The 17975-nt window shown below is 63.8% G+C and carries 19 protein-coding genes; 11 read left to right on the top strand and 8 right to left on the bottom strand.

The features are described from left to right. The first annotated feature begins 1 nt into the window (after position 1). A complete protein-coding gene (locus tag ACIOVD_RS13275) occupies positions 2 to 1183 on the top strand; it encodes an acetyl-CoA C-acetyltransferase (protein WP_401128151.1) in 1182 nt (393 codons plus the stop codon). Between the two features lie 210 nt (positions 1184 to 1393). On the opposite strand, the gene ACIOVD_RS13270 is transcribed toward ACIOVD_RS13275, so the two are convergent. Beyond that, on the bottom strand, positions 1394 to 2269 hold the full coding sequence (locus ACIOVD_RS13270; RefSeq protein WP_095170981.1) for a LysR family transcriptional regulator: 876 nt from the start codon (positions 2267 to 2269) through the stop codon (positions 1394 to 1396). 133 nt (positions 2270 to 2402) lie between these two features. Here ACIOVD_RS13270 and ACIOVD_RS13265 point away from each other — a divergent pair, with 133 nt between their 5' ends. Next, positions 2403 to 3296, top strand: a complete 894-nt coding sequence (locus ACIOVD_RS13265; RefSeq protein WP_401128147.1) for a DMT family transporter — start codon at positions 2403 to 2405, stop codon at positions 3294 to 3296. Positions 3297 to 3324: 28 nt separating this feature from the next. Here the strand turns inward: ACIOVD_RS13265 and ACIOVD_RS13260 are convergent, their stop codons facing one another. Further along, a complete protein-coding gene (locus tag ACIOVD_RS13260; RefSeq protein ID WP_095171069.1) occupies positions 3325 to 3858 on the bottom strand; it encodes a DUF4174 domain-containing protein in 534 nt (177 codons plus the stop codon). Between the two features lie 521 nt (positions 3859 to 4379). Between ACIOVD_RS13260 and ACIOVD_RS13255 the strand changes: the two genes are divergently transcribed. Beyond that, positions 4380 to 5426: a class I SAM-dependent methyltransferase gene (locus ACIOVD_RS13255; RefSeq protein WP_401128144.1), complete on the top strand. Its 1047-nt coding sequence runs from the start codon at positions 4380 to 4382 to the stop codon at positions 5424 to 5426. A gap of 50 nt (positions 5427 to 5476) precedes the next feature. Here the strand turns inward: ACIOVD_RS13255 and ACIOVD_RS13250 are convergent, their stop codons facing one another. Continuing rightward, positions 5477 to 6262, bottom strand: a complete 786-nt coding sequence (locus ACIOVD_RS13250) for a sulfite exporter TauE/SafE family protein (RefSeq protein ID WP_095170987.1) — start codon at positions 6260 to 6262, stop codon at positions 5477 to 5479. A 154-nt stretch (positions 6263 to 6416) separates the two neighbouring features. After that, on the bottom strand, positions 6417 to 7154 hold the full coding sequence (locus tag ACIOVD_RS13245) for a tellurite resistance TerB family protein (protein WP_401128141.1): 738 nt from the start codon (positions 7152 to 7154) through the stop codon (positions 6417 to 6419). 194 nt (positions 7155 to 7348) lie between these two features. Here ACIOVD_RS13245 and ACIOVD_RS13240 point away from each other — a divergent pair, with 194 nt between their 5' ends. The 6 genes from ACIOVD_RS13240 to ACIOVD_RS13215 all read left to right on the top strand — a co-directional run bounded on the left by ACIOVD_RS13240 (position 7349) and on the right by ACIOVD_RS13215 (position 12724). After that, positions 7349 to 8134: an ABC transporter substrate-binding protein gene (locus ACIOVD_RS13240; protein WP_401128138.1), complete on the top strand. Its 786-nt coding sequence runs from the start codon at positions 7349 to 7351 to the stop codon at positions 8132 to 8134. A 253-nt stretch (positions 8135 to 8387) separates the two neighbouring features. Continuing rightward, a complete protein-coding gene (locus tag ACIOVD_RS13235; protein WP_095170992.1) occupies positions 8388 to 9077 on the top strand; it encodes an ABC transporter permease in 690 nt (229 codons plus the stop codon). A 16-nt stretch (positions 9078 to 9093) separates the two neighbouring features. Next, positions 9094 to 9789 carry an ABC transporter permease gene (locus ACIOVD_RS13230; RefSeq protein WP_401128135.1) on the top strand — a complete coding sequence of 232 codons (696 nt, stop codon included), beginning with the start codon at positions 9094 to 9096 and terminating at the stop codon, positions 9787 to 9789. 9 nt (positions 9790 to 9798) lie between these two features. Next, positions 9799 to 10911, top strand: coding sequence for a succinylglutamate desuccinylase/aspartoacylase family protein (locus ACIOVD_RS13225; protein ID WP_401128133.1), 1113 nt, complete (start codon positions 9799 to 9801; stop codon positions 10909 to 10911). 17 nt (positions 10912 to 10928) lie between these two features. Next, the gene (locus ACIOVD_RS13220; RefSeq protein ID WP_401128130.1) at positions 10929 to 11693 is read left to right on the top strand and encodes an ABC transporter ATP-binding protein; all 765 of its coding nucleotides are present in this window, start codon (positions 10929 to 10931) and stop codon (positions 11691 to 11693) included. Between the two features lie 122 nt (positions 11694 to 11815). Then, positions 11816 to 12724 (top strand): MurR/RpiR family transcriptional regulator, encoded by a 909-nt coding sequence (locus tag ACIOVD_RS13215; RefSeq protein WP_095170999.1) that lies wholly within the window; start codon positions 11816 to 11818, stop codon positions 12722 to 12724. Here the strand turns inward: ACIOVD_RS13215 and ACIOVD_RS13210 are convergent. The 3 genes from ACIOVD_RS13210 to ACIOVD_RS13200 all read right to left on the bottom strand — a co-directional run bounded on the left by ACIOVD_RS13210 (position 12721) and on the right by ACIOVD_RS13200 (position 15489). Beyond that, positions 12721 to 13032, bottom strand: a complete 312-nt coding sequence (locus ACIOVD_RS13210; protein WP_095171071.1) for an AzlD domain-containing protein — start codon at positions 13030 to 13032, stop codon at positions 12721 to 12723. The two genes, ACIOVD_RS13215 and ACIOVD_RS13210, sit on opposite strands and share 4 nt — an antisense overlap. Next, complete coding sequence (locus tag ACIOVD_RS13205; RefSeq protein ID WP_095171001.1) at positions 13032 to 13730, bottom strand: AzlC family ABC transporter permease; 699 nt, start codon at positions 13728 to 13730, stop codon at positions 13032 to 13034. Before ACIOVD_RS13205 ends, ACIOVD_RS13210 begins: the two co-directional genes overlap by 1 nt. A 187-nt stretch (positions 13731 to 13917) precedes the next feature. Then, the gene (locus tag ACIOVD_RS13200) at positions 13918 to 15489 is read right to left on the bottom strand and encodes a murein L,D-transpeptidase (RefSeq protein WP_401128126.1); all 1572 of its coding nucleotides are present in this window, start codon (positions 15487 to 15489) and stop codon (positions 13918 to 13920) included. 146 nt (positions 15490 to 15635) lie between these two features. Between ACIOVD_RS13200 and ACIOVD_RS13195 the strand changes: the two genes are divergently transcribed. Both ACIOVD_RS13195 and ACIOVD_RS13190 read left to right on the top strand, forming a co-directional pair. Then, positions 15636 to 16349: a murein L,D-transpeptidase catalytic domain family protein gene (locus ACIOVD_RS13195; protein WP_095171006.1), complete on the top strand. Its 714-nt coding sequence runs from the start codon at positions 15636 to 15638 to the stop codon at positions 16347 to 16349. Between the two features lie 53 nt (positions 16350 to 16402). After that, on the top strand, positions 16403 to 16804 hold the full coding sequence (locus ACIOVD_RS13190; RefSeq protein ID WP_095171073.1) for a hypothetical protein: 402 nt from the start codon (positions 16403 to 16405) through the stop codon (positions 16802 to 16804). A 3-nt stretch (positions 16805 to 16807) separates the two neighbouring features. Here the strand turns inward: ACIOVD_RS13190 and ACIOVD_RS13185 are convergent, their stop codons facing one another. After that, positions 16808 to 17908 (bottom strand): polyamine ABC transporter substrate-binding protein, encoded by a 1101-nt coding sequence (locus ACIOVD_RS13185; RefSeq protein ID WP_401128122.1) that lies wholly within the window; start codon positions 17906 to 17908, stop codon positions 16808 to 16810. Between the last annotated feature and the right edge of the window lie 67 nt (positions 17909 to 17975).

Here is a 17975-nt window from a genome sequence, read left to right as displayed (position 1 = left end):
GATGCAAGAAGTCGTGATTGTCGCCGCCACCCGGACTGCCATCGGCAGCTTCCAGGGTTCGCTGGCCTGCATCCCGGCGCCGGAACTCGGTGCTGCGGTGATTCGCCAGTTGCTGGCACAGACCGGTCTGGCCGCCGACCAGGTGGATGAAGTGATCCTCGGCCAGGTCCTGACCGCAGGCTCGGGCCAGAACCCGGCGCGCCAGGCCTCGATTCTCGCCGGCCTACCCCACGCGGTGCCGGCGCTGACCCTGAACAAAGTCTGCGGTTCGGGCCTCAAGGCCCTGCACCTGGGCGCCCAGGCGATCCGCTGCGGCGACGCCGACGTGATCATCGCCGGCGGCATGGAAAACATGAGCCTGGCGCCGTATGTGTTGCCAGCCGCCCGCACCGGCCTGCGCATGGGTCACGCGAAGATGGTCGACAGCATGATCAGCGACGGCCTGTGGGATGCGTTCAACGATTACCACATGGGTATCACCGCCGAGAACCTGGTGGACAAGTACAGCCTCAGCCGTGAGGAGCAGGACGCCTTCGCCGCCGCCTCCCAGCAGAAGGCCATGGCCGCCATCGAAGCCGGGCGTTTTGCCGACGAGATCACGCCGATCCTGATTCCTCAGCGCAAAGGCGATCCGCTGACCTTCGCGGTCGATGAGCAACCGCGCGCCGAGACCACCGCCGCCTCCCTGGCCAAGCTCAAGCCGGCGTTCAAGAAAGACGGTAGCGTCACCGCCGGCAACGCCTCTTCGCTCAACGACGGCGCCGCTGCCGTGCTGTTGATGAGCGCTGAAAAAGCCAAGCAACTGGGCCTGCCAGTACTGGCGAAGATCGCCGCCTACGCCAATGCCGGTGTCGATCCGGCGATCATGGGCATCGGCCCGGTATCGGCCACCCGCCGCTGCCTGGACAAGGCTGGCTGGAACCTGGCGCAACTGGACCTGATCGAAGCCAACGAAGCATTCGCCGCGCAGTCCCTGGCGGTTGGCAAAGAGCTGCAGTGGGATACGAGCAAGGTCAACGTCAACGGTGGCGCGATTGCCCTCGGCCACCCGATCGGCGCCTCGGGCTGCCGCGTGCTGGTGTCGTTGCTGCACGAGATGATCAAGCGCGACGCCAAGAAAGGCCTGGCTACCCTGTGCATCGGTGGCGGCCAAGGCGTGGCATTGGCCATCGAACGGGACTGATTCAACCCGCAACTGTGGGGCCGGTCCATTCAACATTGATGGTGCCTGACATGCCGCCATCGCTGGCAAGCCAGCTCCCACAGGTTGATGGGGTGTACCCAAAATCTGCGAAAGCCCAGAACCACTGTGGGAGCGGGCTTGCCCGCGATGGGGCCGGCCCATTCAACATCGATGGTGCCTGACTCACCGCCATCGCGAGCAAGCCCGCACCTACAAGCTGGCAGTCGCAAACTCTTCCTGCAGCATCGCGACGAACGCTTCCCGGGCCGGGTGATGCCGGGAGTGTTCGTGCCAATAGAACAGGTTGTCGATGGCCGTCAGCTCCGGGAATTCGTAGCTGGCCCAGCCGGCGCCCGGTCCGTACTGTTCGAAAATCCCCCTGGGCACCAGCGCCACGCCGGCCCCCGCACTGACGCAACCGACAATGCTGCCGTAACTGGCAATGCTGATGATCGGCAAGGCCTCCCCCTGCCCTAGCAGCCAGCGCTCCAGCGTTGCCCGGTACGGGCACCCCGAGGGCCACATGAAGATCGACTTGCCGCGCAGGTCGGCGGCCTCGCGCAACGGTCCCAGAGACGGCGACGCGATCAGCACCAGGTCTTCGCGGTACATGAGCTTGCGCTTGAGCAGTGGTCGCTCGACGTCGACCGCCACAATCACCCCGTCGAGCTTGTGCAGGAGCGTGTCCTCGAGCAACTGCGCCCAAGGCCCGGTCGTCAGCTCCAGGGCGACCGCCGGATAACGCCTATGGAATCGGGCCAACAACCTGGGCAGGCGGCCGCTGGCCGATGATTCGATCGCGCCGATGCGCAGCGGCCCGGACGGCGGCGCTCCGGGATCCACGGCACGCTTGGCTTCCTCGGACAGGGCCAGGATCTGCGCAGCGTAGGTCAGGAAGATTTCACCGGCCGGGCTGATCTGCAACCCCCGCCCCGCCCGGTAAAACAATTCGACGCCCAGCTCGCTTTCCAGCGACTTGAGGCGCGCGGTGATGTTCGAGGGCACGCAATGCAGCACCTGCGCAGCACGGGCAATGCTGCCGGTCTCGAAAACCGTCTTGAACATGCGAATCTGCGCCAGCTCCATACATCACCAAAAGTGAACATTCACCTCATGTTAAGTCAGTTGTAGTGAATAGGTAAGGCTCCAATACTCAAGGGGCAGAAGCCGTCACCTCGTCGCGGTCTTCGTTGCGCACCTGACCTGGCAGGCCGACCTGATGCCCACTCGTTCAACCCTGAAGATTCTCCTGGCCGTGCTGTTTGTGATCGTCTGCTGGGGTTACTCGCCGACCGGCATCCGCATCGGCCTGACCGCCTATGAACCCGGACACCTGGCGTTGTTGCGGTTCCTCGTGGCCTCGTTGTTGATGGCGTTGATCGCAGCCTGCAAGGGCATCGAGCTACCGCGCCTGCGCGACCTGCCACTGTTGCTCATGCTGGGATTGTTTGCCGTGAGCCTGCACCACATTGCGCTGAATTTCGGTCAACGCGGGGTCAGTGCCGGCGCCGCCAGCGTGCTGGCGCAGTCAACCCCGTTGTTCAGCGCGCTGCTGGCACATTTCATCTTCAACGACCGCGTCAGCGCCTGGCGTTGGGGATGTGTGGTGCTGGGGATGTGTGGCGCCGGCATCGTGGTCGCCGGTGATCGCGGCCTGGGCAGCATCGACCCCCACGGCCTGTTGATCCTGCTGGCCGCGCTGTCCTGGAGCCTGTACTTCGCCCTGCACAAACGTCATTGCCAGCGTTACAGCGGCCTGACGATGGTCTGCTACACGGTATGGTCCGGCACCCTGCTGTTGCTGGTGTTCCTTCCGGGCCTGGGCGCTGCGGTGGCCAGGGCACCGGCGCAGGTTCACCTGGCGGTGACGATTCTCGGGGTGTTCCCCAGTGCCCTGGCCTATCTGGCCTGGGCCTTTGTCTTGCGCCAGGTCGAGGCCAGCCGCGCCGCCATGGCGCTGTACCTGACACCTCCCACCGCCATGTTGATTGCCGCCGCCCTGCTGGGAGAACGGCCGGGATTGATGGTGATGGTGGGAGCGCTGGTGGTGTTGATCAGCGTGCTGGCGATGAACCTGGAGCAGCGGTGGGGGGTGGCCTGGTCAAGTCGATGACCTATGCAGGAGCACCCCCGCTCGAGTTTCAATCATCCAGCGGCTGTGGTGGTTTCGCCGGCTTGGCAGGCTTGGCGGCCTTGGTGCCTTTGGCTGGCGTTTCGGCGACCGCAGGTGCCGGTGGTGCCGCTTCTTTCTCGGCGGCAGGCAACTGGTCGACGGTCTCGAACAGCGCCTTGGCGTCTATCGGGCCCAGGTGTTCGAGTTTCTTCTCGCCGTCCTTGCCCACCAGGATGACCTTGGTCTCACCGCTGACCCCCAGTTTCAGTTCGCGAATCAACGCCATGGTGGTTTGCGCATCCAGGTCCTTGCCATCGCGCTGGCCCATCAACTGAACCACGGTGTAGAGCACCATGCTGCGGTCCTGGAAGGCTTTTTTGGTGGCCGGGTCGTCGAGGGATTTTTTCAGGTTGACCAGCGTCGGGTCGATGCTGCTGGGGGCGATGACAATCAGCGGCCGGCTCTTGCCGCGTTCCTGGGCCAGAGGCGTGTCGTTGTCGGCAGCGAACAAGGGGCCCGCGACAGCCAGCAAAGTAGCGAGGGTCAGTGACCGAATGAGCATGCGCATCTCCTTTTGATTTTCACGCTTATGATTGCGCATCAAGGCGAAAGATCCAGTTTTGATGTGGGAAATTTCTATCGCCATGTTGCCAAGCTTAGGTCAGCAGGGTTAATCCGCCACTGGCCGCCAGCCTCAAAGGAACGGGCATAGCGTGCAATGCGCCAGGCAAGACCAACGGCCAGGCGCATCTATACAACGCGTACTACACTGTTAGTGTTCCCAATAGGGGGACGTAGCCAAATCCGCGTCCGTCAGCAGCGTGCCTGCCCATTACCACGTTCATGACGCTGGAACCAATGGCCACTTCGTAAGCGTCCTGTGGGGCCCTGCCCCACAGCGACAACTCTGCAGGACGACGACTTCGCGTCCAACACGCCCGGACATGGTCTATGCCCGGGCATTCGCGTGGCAGGCAGTTCGCCCACGGTCGTCCCGATCATCCATCCGACCATCGCCTGACAGGCTGCTGTCGCTGCATGGTGTGCCTGGTTCAGCGGTGGCCTTTTTCAGGAGGCGCGGTTATGGACGAAGGCAAACTGCAGGACTTCATGGGCAAGCTGGTGACCGACATGGGCGGTGCCGCGATGCTCGCCAATGTGATCGTCGGCGAAGAGCTGGGCCTGTATCGCGCCATGGCGGACAGCCTGCCGGTGACCCCCGAGGTACTGGCCACCAAGACCGGCTGCAATGCCCGGCTGTTGCGTGAATGGCTCAGCGCCCATGCGGCATCAGGCTACATGGAGCACGCCGACGGGCAGTTCCGCCTGCCGGAAGAACAGGCCATGGCGCTCGCCCACGAGGACTCCCCGGTGTATGTCGCAGGTGGTGCCGGGGTAATAGCCGCCCTGTACCACGACAAGGACAAACTGCTGGCGGCCATGCGCGGCGACGGTGCATTGGCCTGGGGCGATCACCACCCATGCATGTTCAGTGGTACCGAACGCTTCTTCCGACCCGGCTACCGCGCTCACCTGGTGGATGAATGGCTGCCCGCCCTGGAAGGCGTGGTCGACAAGCTCAAAGCCGGCGCCAAGGTGGCGGATATCGGTTGCGGCCACGGGGCTTCCACCGTGGTCATGGCCAAGGCCTTCCCGGCCTCGACCTTTGTTGGCTTCGACTACCACGCCCCCTCCATCGCCACCGCCAACCAACGCGCCGAAGAAGGCGGCGTGGCCGACCGCGCGCAGTTCATCCAGGGCACCGCCAAAAACTACCCGGGCCACGACTACGACCTGGTCTGCTATTTCGACTGCCTGCACGACATGGGCGACCCGGTGGGCGCGGCCAAGCACGCCTATCGATCGCTCAAGGCCGATGGCAGCGTGCTGTTGGTGGAACCTTACGCCAGCGATCAACTGGACCAGAACAGCACCCCGGTAGGTCGCTTGTTCTACGCCGCCTCGACCTTCATCTGCACGCCCAACTCGCTGTCCCAGGAAGTGGGCCTGGGGCTGGGGGCGCAAGCGGGTGAGGCACGGTTGCGGGACGTGTTCAGCGAAGCCGGGTTCAAGCACTTCCGCCGGGCGGCGGAAACCCCGTTCAACCTGATTCTGGAGGCGCGCAAGTAACTGGAGAATGGCCAGGCACTGCGGCAACAGTGCCCGGCCAGCGCCCTGAATCAGAACGCCAGCTTGTAGCCGATGAACACCAGCATGGCCGCCAGGCACGGACGCAGCACGCCGTCGGAGACTTTGCCGGTCAGGTGACTGCCGATGTAGATCCCCGGCAGCGACCCCATCAGCAGGAACCCCAGCAGGTGCCAGTCCATGTTGCCCATGCTCGCGTGGCCAAGGCCGGCGACCAGGGTCAAGGGCACGGCGTGGGCGATTTCGGTACCCACCAAACGTTTGGTGGCCAGGAACGGGTACAGCAGGAACAGCGCCACCGTGCCCAGGGCACCGGCGCCAATGGACGTCAGCGCCACCATCACCCCGAGCAACGCCCCGGTGCCGATGGTCAGCAGATTGAGTTTGCGCTCGCTCAGGTGATAGTGATCGCCCGCGTGTTTATGGGCGAAGGCCAGTAACTGCTTCTTGAAGAAAATCGCCAGCGCGGTCAGCAACAGCACAAAACCCAGGGCCTGCTTGATGATCGCGTTGGTCGCCTGGGCGTCGTTGTTGAAGAAGGTGAGAAATAGCAGGGTCAGGGCCACGGCCGGCACACTGCCTGCGGTCAGCCAGCCGGTGATTTTCCAGTCGATGTTCTTGTTCTTCTGATGAACCAGCACCCCACCGGACTTGGTGATCGCCGCGTACAGCAGGTCGGTGCCGACGGCGGTGGCCGGATTGATACCGAACCACAGCAGAATCGGGGTCATCAACGAGCCGCCACCAATACCGGTCATACCGACAATAAATCCGACAACCAAGCCTGCAACTACAAAACCCAAATTACCGAAATCCATTGCCATACCTTACAGAACCAGCGTGACGAGCAAAAACTGGCAGGCAGCATAGCGATTTTTCTTATAACCACTTATATCAATGTGATCTGACTTTATAACCACGCGTGCAGCCCCTCCTGCCTCAATCCCGGCTGCTCCTACAGGGGGCTTGTGTTCACACGCCAGCCTGTTTCTCCAGCTGCACCTGCAATTGCGGATCGAGCTTCAACGCTGCGGCCAACTCGTCGAGGTAGGCGCGCTCGGCATCCTGCTGGTGATCGACCAGCATCACGCTGGCCAGGTACATTTCCGCGGCGATGGCCGGGTCGGTGGCCGATTGCGCGACGTCATTGGCGTCCAGCGGCTTGGCGACTTCGTCATCGAGCCACTGCTGCAGGTCGGGGTCGTCGGTGTGCCGGCCGATCTCGGTGCTGATCATCTGCTTCTCTTGGTCGTCAATACGCCCGTCAGCCTTGGCGGCGGCGATCAGTGCCCGCAACACGGCATGGCTATGGGCTTCGATTTGCGGGCCGGCAAGCAACTGGTCAACAGTCTGCGGCGCCTGTTGCGGGGCTGAAGCCTGGCTGCGTTGCCAGGCTTGATAGGCCTGGAAGGCCATCATCCCCAGGGACGCCAGCGCGGCATAATTGGTGCCGCTGGAGCGACCCTGGGTCGTACCGCCGCTGGCCCCCGCCCCACCCAGCAATCCTCCCAGCCCGCCGAGCAGGCCACCCAAGCCACCGAGGCCGCCGGCACCAGCAGCGGCGCCACCACCACCGGCGCCCAACAGGCCGCCAAGCAGCCCGCCCAAGTCACCCAGGCCGCCTTGCCCACCCGCGGCACCACCGCCCTGTTGGCCCTGCGCGCCCTGGCCGGCGCGCAGTAATTGTTCAAGCAGATCGCTGGTATTCATGGCAGTGCCCTCTTCGATGGCAGGAGTTCAGTCAGGCAACTCTAGCCCCACACAGCCATTGCGCCATGACCGTCTGGCTGACATAAAGCGCCAAACTGATATTTTTATTTTCATTGTATTGATTAATGAATTATTTCATGTCAATCATAGACCCATAAGAAGGGCATCCGCCCCCTACTCACGGAGTCAACACGATGAACACGACCGGACTTCTGGCTGCTCTGGCCTTCTGTGCCGCCAGCACCCTCGCCCACGCCGACGACAGCACCTTGCGCATTGGCATCGAAGCCGCCTACCCGCCGTTTTCCTTCAAGACCCCGGAAGGTGAGATCAGCGGATTCGACTATGACGTCGGCAATGCGCTGTGTGATGAGATGAAGCTCAAGTGCCAGTGGGTGGTCCTGGCCTTCGACGGGATGATCCCGTCGCTCAAGGTGCGCAAGGTCGATGCGATTCTGTCATCGATGTCGATCACCCCCGATCGCCTGAAGTCCGTCGACTTCACCAAGAAGTACTACCACACCCCCGGCAAGCTCGCGATGAAGGACGACGTGGTAATCAACGACCCGTTGCTGGATCTCAAGGGCAAGAAGGTCGGCGTGCAGCGTGCCTCGACCTACGACCGTTACGCCACCGAGCAACTGGCCCCGGCCGGAGTCGAGGTGGTGCGCTACTCCTCGCAAAGCGAAGCCTCGCTGGACCTGGCCTCAGGTCGCCTGGACGCGACCCTGGCGGACATCGTCAACACCGACGAAGCCTTTATCAAGACCCCGGCCGGCAAGGGTTTTGCCCTGGTGGGCCCGGACATCAACGACCCCAAGTACTTCGGCCGGGGTGCCGGGATTGCCTTGCGCAAAGGTGACACGGCCAACGTCGAGCGCCTGAACGCCGCGATCGACACCCTGCGCACCAACGGCAAATACCAGCAGATCATGGGCAAGTACTTCGCCTATGACATCTACGGTTCGACTGCCGAGTAAAGGTGGGTAAAGCGACTGCAGAGTTGCTTGCATGGGCGCCATCGCGGGCATGGGTGGAATACAGATGTGAGTTCGCCCCCGATCCAATGTGGGAGCGGGCTCGCCCGCGATGGCGGTGGGCCTGCCGACATCGATGTTGAAGGTGCCAGCCTCATCGCGGGCAAGCCCGCTCCCACAGGTTTTACCCCTTGTCTGATCGTCATCAACCCCTGTCGTCCCGCACGCCCAACGCGTGTCGGGTGAGGATTTCATCATGTTGCACGGCTACGGATCGAGCATTCTCGATGGCGCCTGGCTGTCGATCAACCTGGCCCTGAGTGCCATGGCGTTGGCCATTACCCTGGGCCTGCTCGGCGCGGCGTTTCGCCTGTCGCCGGTCAAGTGGCTGGCGAATCTGGGCGAGGCCTATACCACGGTGATTCGTGGCATCCCCGACCTGGTACTGATCCTGCTGATTTTCTACGGCGGCCAGGACCTGGTGAACCGTATTGCCCAAGGCGTTGGCTACGAGCAGTACATCGACATCAACCCGTTTGTCGCGGGGGTCTGCACTATGGGGTTCATCTTCGGAGCCTACCTGTCGGAAACCTTTCGCGGCGCCTTCATGGCCATTCCCGCGGGCCAGGGCGAAGCCGGCCGGGCCTATGGCCTGAGCGGCTGGCAGGTGTTCTGGCGGATCCTGGTGCCACAGATGATCCGCTTCGCCATTCCCGGTTTCACCAACAACTGGTTGGTACTGACCAAGTCCACCGCGCTGATTTCGGTGATCGGCCTGCAGGACATGATGTTCAAGGCCAAGAACGCCGCCGATGCGACCCATGAACCCTTCACGTTTTACCTCGCGGTTGCGGCGCTGTACCTGGTGATCACCAGTGTCTCGCTGGTGCTGCTGCGCACCCTGGAAAAACGTTATTCGGTCGGCATCAAAGCCGCCGACCTGTGACCGGGAGACCCTGACCATGCTCGACTACACCTTGATCTGGGACAGCCTGCCGCTGTACTTCGGCGGCGCCCTGCTGACCCTCAAGCTGCTGCTGATTTCCCTGGCCCTGGGCCTGATTTTGGCGGTGCCCCTGGCCCTGATGCGCGTCTCCCGGGCGCCCTGGCTCAACGCACCGGCCTGGCTCTACACCTACGTCATCCGGGGCACCCCGATGCTGGTGCAGTTATTCCTGATCTACTACGGCCTGGCGCAATTCGAGGCGGTGCGTCACAGCGTGCTCTGGCCGTACCTGTCCAGCGCGACCTTCTGTGCCTGCCTGGCCTTCGCCCTCAACACCAGTGCCTACAGCGCCGAACTGCTGGCGGGGAGCCTGAGGTCGACCCCCGGCGGCGAGATCGAAGCCGCCAAGGCCATGGGCATGTCGCGCCTGACCCTGTACCGACGCATCCTGCTGCCCTCGGCGCTGCGCCGGGTGCTACCGCAGTACAGCAACGAAGTGTTGATGATGCTGCAAACCACCAGCCTGGCCTCCATCGTCACCCTGGTGGACATCACCGGCGCGGCGCGCACGGTCAGTTCGCGCTACTACATGCCGTTCGAAGCCTTCATCACCGCCGCCCTGATGTACCTGGCCCTGACGTTCATCCTCGTGCGCCTGTTCAAGCTCGCCGAGCGCCACTGGCTGGCGCACCTGGCCCCACGTAAACACTAAGGAATTGCCATGCAGCACATTCAACACGTCCTGCCCTGGAGCGCCAGCGGCACGCAACGCACCCTCTCGGTGTTCCGCTTCGGCAGCGGCCCGCGCAAGGCTTATATCCAGGCGTCCCTACACGCCGACGAACTGCCCGGCATGCGTGTGGCGGTCGAACTCAAGCGCCGGCTGCGCGAACTCGAAGCACAAGGCCGCCTGAATGGGGTCATCGAACTGGTGCCGATGGCCAATCCGATTGGCATCGGACAGATGTTCCAGGCCACCCACCAGGGGCGCTTCGAATTCAACAGCGGCAAGAATTTCAACCGCGACTTCCCGGCACTCGCCGATGCGGTGGCCGAACGGGTCGCCGGCCAACTGGGCAGCGATGCCGAGACCAACGTGGGATTGATTCGCGAGGCCATGGTCCAAGCACTCAATCAACTGCCGGGCGCCGCGTCGGAACTCGACGGCCTGCGCGTGCTGCTGATGCAGCATGCTTGCACCGCCGATGTGGTGCTGGACCTGCACTGCGACTTCGAGTCGATCATGCTGCTCTACGCCCTGCCCCAGAACTGGCCACGGGTACGCTCGCTGGCCGCGCGCCTGGCGGCCGGCGCGGTGCTGCTGGCCGAGGACGCTGGCGGCAATGCCTTCGATGAAGCCTGCGCGGTGCCATGGCTGCACCTGGCCGAACGTTTCCCGCAGGCCAACATTCCCCTGGCCTGTGTGGCAACCACTGTGGAACTGCGCGGCATGCTCGACACCGAGGGCGATACCTGCGCGCTGGATGCCGAACAGATCCTCGGCTACCTGGCCGAAGTCGGCCTGATCAGCGGTGACTGGCCAACCGCGCCGGTCGAATGCTGTGAAGCGACGCCCTTTGCCGGAGCCCAGTACGCCTATGCGCCGCACCCGGGCGTGGTGAGTTTCCTGCAACCGGTGGGCGCCCGCGTCAAGGTCGGCGACCCGTTGTTCGAGGTGCTCGACCCCCTGACCGACCGCCACAGCGTGGTCACCGCCAGCACCGATGGCATCCTTTACGCCCGCGAACGCCTGCGTTTTGCCCAGCCCGGGTTGTGGTTGGCCAAGGTCGCAGGCAGCACCCCCATTCGCCAGGGTCGCTTGCTCAGCGACTGACTTCCGAGACCAAGACCATGAACACACTGGAAATTCGCGACCTGCACAAATCCTATGGCAGCGTCGAAGTACTCAAGGGCGTTTCACTCCAGGCCAGGGCCGGCGATGTGATCAGCATCATCGGCTCCAGCGGTTCGGGCAAAAGCACCTTCCTGCGCTGCATCAACCTGCTGGAGCAACCCAACGCCGGCGAGATCGTGCTCAACGGCGAACCGCTCAAGCTGCTGGCCAACAAGACCGGCGGGCTCAAGGCTGCCGACCCCAGGCAACTGCAGCGCATGCGCTCGCGCCTGGCCATGGTGTTCCAGCACTTCAACCTGTGGTCGCACATGAGCGCCCTGGAAAACGTCATGGAGGCCCCGGTGCATGTGCTGGGGATGGACAAGAAGGCGGCGCGGGAAAAGGCCGAGCACTACCTGGATAAAGTCGGCGTCTCCCATCGCAGGGGCGCCTACCCGGCCCATATGTCCGGGGGCGAGCAGCAGCGTGTGGCGATCGCCCGGGCGCTGGCCATGGAGCCTGAGGTGATGCTGTTCGATGAGCCGACTTCGGCCCTCGACCCGGAACTGGTGGGCGAAGTGCTCAAGGTCATGCAGGACCTGGCCCTGGAGGGCCGGACCATGGTGGTGGTGACCCACGAAATGGGCTTTGCCCGGGAAGTGTCGAACCAGTTGGTGTTCCTGCACAAAGGCGTGGTCGAGGAACGGGGCGTGCCTCGTGACGTGCTCGCCAACCCCCAGTCCGAACGCCTGCAACAGTTCCTGGCCGGCAGTTTGAAGTAATGCGCTGATCGGCGCCGGCCATCGCGAACGCAGTGCCGATGCGCTTCGGCTACACTGGCGCCCACTTATGTCGAGGGGGCGCTGTCGACCCCTTGAACCCTCTGGTAGATGGCGAGCCGGTTATGTCTGATTCCCCGAAAAACACCACGGTCTATGCCTCCCCGGTGATGCGCAAGCTGGCGCAGATCCTCGCGGACCTGCCGCCTTCACTGCGCAAGGTCGCCGACTTCATCCTGCGCCACCCGCTCAAGGCCGCGACCCTGACCATCGAGGAAATGGCTGCCGAGACCGCCACCTCCCCCGCGGCGGTCAATCGCCTGGCCAAGGCCCTGGACGTCGGTGGCTACAGCGGCATGAAGGCCGAGCTGGTGACCACCTTGCAGCAGATGGTCTCGCCCGTGGACAAGCTGCGCAACGAACTGGCGCAACGTCCCGGTGGCGCGTTCGGCCTGCACGAGCAGATCCAGAGCGCCACCAGCAACCTCGATACCGCCGGCAGCAACAATCACCCCGACACATTCGAGGCCGTGGTCACGTGCCTGATCCAGGCACGCAAGATCTACATCCTCGGTTTTGGCAACAGCGTCTACCTGGCCGGCCTGGCCGCCTCGACACTGATGCCGTTCTGCGCCGACGCCACGGCCATCAGCATGGAAGGCGGCAACGAAAACGCCGCCTACCGCCTGGCCGCCATCACCCGGGACGACGTGCTGCTGGCGATCTCCCTGCCCCGCTACTCCCTGGACACCCTGCAACTGTCGCGCTTTGCCCACGAGCGAGGCGCTACGGTGCTGGCGATCACCGACTCCCCGGCCTCACCCCTGACCCACGTCGCCCGGCACGTGCTGTTCGCCCCGGCCGATCATCCGGTGTTGACCAGCTCCTACATCGCCGTGCTGGCGCTGATCGAAGGGCTGGTCGCCGGGGTCATGGCACGCAACAAGGAAGCGGTGAAATTGGCCACTGAACTCACCGAAAGCGTGATGAGCTACCTGCACATCCCCGGCAGCAGCAAACCTGGCAAGCCTTAGAGCCACCAGCGCAGCAGGAAAAAGAACGCCATGCTCAACAGCATGCTGATCAGCGTGCTGCGGGTGTAGAGCACCAGGCCGATGGCGACGAGCGAGCTGAGCAGGTAGGGGTTGTCCCACTGCAGGTTCAGTTGCTGCTCGGGCATGAACACGATCGGCCCGCAGATCGCGGTCAGCATGCCGGGCACGGCAAAGCCGAGGAACTGGCGCGCGTTGCTGCTCAGGCGCACCGGCAGACGGGGTTCGAGGAACAGGTAGCGGTTGAGAAACACCAGCAGGCCCATGCCGAATATGACTGCCCAGACCATCATGTGCGTGCTCCCTGGAACTTGTTGCAGATAAAACCGGCGGTCATCCCCAGCAACCCGGCCAGCACCAGCGCCGAGCCCACTTGCCAGTAGGCGAACAGCACCGAGCAGAACAGCGAGACCGCCACGCAGACCACGGTGGGAATATTGCGCACCACCGGGGTGATCAAGGCGATGAAGGTGGCGGCGATGGAGAAGTCCAGCCCCAGGTGTTCAAGCCCCGGGATGCTGCTGCCCAGCACGATGCCGGCCAGGGTGAACAGGTTCCAGGCGATATAAAACGTCAGCCCCACCCCCAGCGCGTACCAGCGATTGAACTGCTGGCGGTCGAACTGACTGGTGAGGGCGAACAACTCATCGGTCAGCAGAAAACCCAGGCCAACCCGCCAGCGCGCCGGTAAAGGTGACACCACCGGGCGCAGGCTCATGCCGTACAGCAGGTGTTGCGAGGTCAGCAGCAAGGTGGTCAGCAGAATCGAGAAAATCCCCGCACCGCCCTTGAGCATGCCGATCGCCACCAGTTGCGCGGCGCCGGCAAAGACAATGCTCGACAGGCCCTGGCCCTGCAGGGGCGTGAGGTTGGCCTCGATGGCCATGGAGCCGGCCAGCAGCCCCCACGGCGCCGTCGCCAGGGACAACGGCATCACGGCCGCGGCACCGCGCAGGAAGGCACTGCGCGGCAGGAGAGTGTCAGACATAGTGCTCTACAACAAAAAGAGGGGATCTGAATGTGCCAGCCAAACGCCGGGCTGTCTTGAACAATCTTGCGCAATTCGCGGCAAGCCCCGCTGACGCCATCGCGGGCAAGCCTTGCTCCTACGGTCCTCGGGGCGCTGCAACCATGGGGACAGCCAGGACTTTGTGGGGTTAATGTCCCTGGGTTGTCTACAGGGTCACGCCCAGCGCGTTCAACAGCACCGGGTCGCGGCTGTAGATGTCCGGGGCGTACAACAGACGGCCGTGGCTGTCGGCCTGTACTGTCCAGTACGTCAGCAGGATCGGCACCGGTGTCGTCAGCCTGAACTCATGCGTCAGCCCGGTGGCCAGCAATTCGTTGGTGCGCAAGCGCTCCGCCGGGCTGAGCAGCATGTCGCGTAACTGCAAGGCATGCTCGACCCGCACGCAACCTGAACTGAACGCCCGCGGGCCCTTCTCGAACAACGCCTGGCTCGGGGTGTCATGCAGATACACCGAGAACGGATTGGGGAAACGCACCGCCATCTGCCCCAGGGGGTTTCGCGGGCCGGCGCTCTGGCGCAGGAGGATATTGCCCGGGTTGTCCCAGTCGATCTCGTCCACCGCCAGGGGATTGCCGTTGCGGTCCAGCACCTGCAGGTTCTGACGGCTGAGGAACGACTGGTCGCGGCGGATCTGCGGCAACTTGTCCTCGCGCATGATGGTCGGCGGTACGGTCCAGGTCGGGTTCAGGGTCAGCCGCGTGACCCGGGATTTCAACAACGGGGTTTGCCGTTCGGCGCGGCCGACCTGGGTGCGTGTCTGCCACACCGGCACCCCGCCCTGGAACAGGGTCAACTGGGCCGCGGCAATGTTCACCAGCAGGCTGTCGGGTTCCATGTCCTGCGCCAGCCAGCGAAAACGTTCGAGGTTGATCCGCAGTTGCTCACGGCGCAGTGCCGGGCTGATGTTGAGCTCCGCCAGGGTGCCGGCGCCGATGACCCCATCGGCTTGCAGCGAGTGGTCGAGCTGGAAGTTTTTCACCGCGCTGGCCAACTGCGCGCTGTAGTCGCTGCCGACATGGGCCGGCACGCTGGGCAGGTAGCCCTCGCTGACCAGGCGCTGGGCCAACCCGGGGACTCTGGGGTCCTGCATGCCCGGGCGCAACAAGGCGCCCGCGGGCAATTGCGGCCAGTGCGGTAACGGCTGTTGACGCTGCGCCGCGTACACCAGGCGCAAGCTGCGGTACTGCTCAAGTGACGGGCGTGCGGCCTCGAAGGCGGCACCCAGGTCATGCACGCCGGGGCCAGCAATCGCCAGCAACTGGGCCGTGCGATCATCCGCGGGCGGCTGCGCATGCCACAGTGGCTCGAAGCGGCTTTGCTGCAGGCGCCCGTAATGCAACTCACGCAGGGCCTGCAGGTAACGCAGGCTGATGCCGATGTCGGTGCACAACAGGCCACCGACCGCATCCGCCGGCGGCAGGCTGTAGCGATTGGGGTCCAGGCCATCATCGACCAGCAACTGGAACTGCGCCAGCAAGGCCGCGACCCGGGCCTCGTCGGTCCACACCGGCAGATAGTCGTGCTGCTGGTAGAAGGCCTGCAGCAATGCCTGCGCCGAGGCGTCCGGACGCAGCTTCAGGCCCGGGCAATCCACCGGCACCTGGGTCACGGCCAATTGCATCGGCCCGGGGTGGTCTGCCAACTCGTTCTGGGCAGTCGCGACCAATGGCACAGCGAGCAGGCAAAGGCTCAAGTAAGATGCGTGTTTTTTGAACAACTGCTTTACTCCAATCCATGGCCGTCACGATTTGACGGTCGACCTCTGCAGCAGGTGCGGCAAGCAATCAGGCGAGCCCAACATGGGCCTGCCAGGGGCACGACAGGAAGTCGGGAGCCAACAATAGCATTGAGGACTCTCTTCGCATGTTTACCCTTTTGCGCCGGCTTGGCCTGGCACTGATCACCCTGGGCGCCATCTGTACTCCGGCGTTCGCCGCCAATACCTCACAACAGGCGTTATACAACAGCCTCGCCCACGCCGCCCCGGAACTCAATCCCCAAGCACTAAAAAGCGCCCTGAGCGCCATGCAATGTGCGGTCAGCAGCGGTGCCCAGCGCGCCGAGCACCTGGCAGTGATCGACTATTCCCAGCCTTCGACCGCGCGCCGCCTGTGGATATTCGACCTGCGCAAAAAATCCCTGGTGCTGCGCGACCTGGTGGCCCATGGGCAAATGTCCGGGGAAAACTTCGCCACCCAATTCTCCAATCGCATGGGCAGCTACCAGTCGAGCCTGGGCCTGTTCCGCACCCAGGAAAGCTATCAGGGCGCCCACGGTTATTCGTTGCGCATGGACGGCCTGGAGCCGGGCTTCAACGACCTGGCCCGCGATCGCGCGATCGTGATCCATGCCGCCGATTACGTGAACCCATTGTGGAGTGAGCGTCAGGGCCGGATCGGCCGCAGCCAGGGTTGCCCGGCGGTACGCCCGCAGGTGGCGCGCCAGGTGATCGATAAACTCAAGGATGGCCAGTTCATGTTTTCCTGGTACCCGGACCAGCGCTGGCTGAAGTCCTCGCCCTACCTCAACTGCCAGCCGCGCCAGGTGGCCAGTATCCTGAGTGCCAACAAGGGGTAACGGGTCACCGCCAGGACAAGCAAAAGCACGCGCATCTGGCTATGCTGCAAGCCATGACAGCCTCATTGCCGATTCGCCAACCCTGCCCACCCGGCGCCTGCGATTGCGGGCGTGAGGCCTTGCTCGACCTGCCCGGCGCCGACCCGCGCATCCTCCACCTGACCCGCCAGGAAGAAAAGCGCTTGCTCGAACGCCTGGAGAACCTCAAGAGCCTTGCCGACCTGGAGCATCTGCAGCAACGGATGTTCGAGCAGTTGGGCATCGGCGTGGAAATCAGCCCCAGCTTCCACGAGGTGCGCAGCATGCGCGGCATCGGCATTCGCCTGCGCGACCAACCGGGGCTGTGCCGCAAGACCCGACAAGCGATCCCGGCGGCGATTCGCCGGGGCCTGGAAAACCATCCGCAAATCGCCTACGAACTGCTCAACGCCAACGACCTGCTGCGTGATGCCTGAGGCTCAACTGCCCGTCTTGACCTTGCTCCAGACCCGGGTACGCACCCGTTCCATCTTCAGCGGCAAGGGTTCCAGCGGGTACAAGGTGGCCATGGTCTGCGGGCTCGGGTAGACACCCGGATTGGCGCGCACCTTCTGCTCCACCAGCGCCGTGGCGTCCTTGTTGGCATTCGGGTAGCCGAGGTAGTTGGAGGTTGCCGCGATCACGTCGGGGCGCAGCATGTAGTTGATGAAGCTCAGGCCCTGTTGCGGGTGCGGCGCGTCTTTGAGCAGCACCAGGTTCTCGACCCAGACCGGCGCGCCCTCGCGGGGGATGCGGTACACCAGGTTGCGCCCATTGCCGGCCTTGGCCGACGCCAGTTGCGCGTCATACACCCCACCCGACCAACCGAGCACTACGCAGACATTGCCATTGGCCAGGTCCGAGATAAACCGCGAAGAGTCGAAGTAACGAATGTACGGCCGGATCTTCAGCAACAGCGCCTCGGCCTTGCGGTAGTCCTCGGGGTTCTGGCTGTTGTAGGGCAGCCCGAGGTAATGCAGTGCAATCGGGATGATCTCGCCGGGCGAATCGAGCATGGCCACCCCGCACTGGCTGAGTTTGGCGATGTTCTCCTGTTTGAAGATCAGGTCCCAGGAATCCACCGGGGCGTCGGTGCCCAGCAGCGCCTTGACCTGGTCCGCATCGTAGCCGACCCCGGTGGTGCCCCACAGGTAGGGTGCCGCGTAGCGGTTGCCCGGATCATTGTGCTGGACCTTGGCGAGGATCTCCGGGTCCAGGTGGGGCAGGTTTGGCAACTGGCTGCGGTCCAGTTCCTGGAGTACCCCGGCCTTGATCAGGTTGGGCAGCAGTTCGCTGCTGGCCACCACCACGTCATACCCGCTGCGCCCGGCCATGAGCTTGCTCTGCATCACATCGCCGTTGTCGAACACGTCGTAGACCGTGGCGACCCCGGTTTCCTGCTGAAAGTTTTTGGTCGCATCCGGAGCGATGTAGTCGTACCAGTTGTAGATCGAGACGCTGGGCTCGGCGGCGTTGACGCCGCTTATTGCCAGGCTGAGCACGGCGGCCGCGGCCAGTTGCAGACTGCACAGTGGTTTCATCGCAAGACTCCAGGACAACGGCATGCGCACGCTGCCGGCTACCGGTAAAGGTTAAGGAACGCGCCGT

This window comes from Pseudomonas sp. NPDC087626, assembly GCF_044743405.1.
Lineage (GTDB): Bacteria > Pseudomonadota > Gammaproteobacteria > Pseudomonadales > Pseudomonadaceae > Aquipseudomonas.
This window is presented reverse-complemented; position numbering and strand designations above follow the sequence as displayed.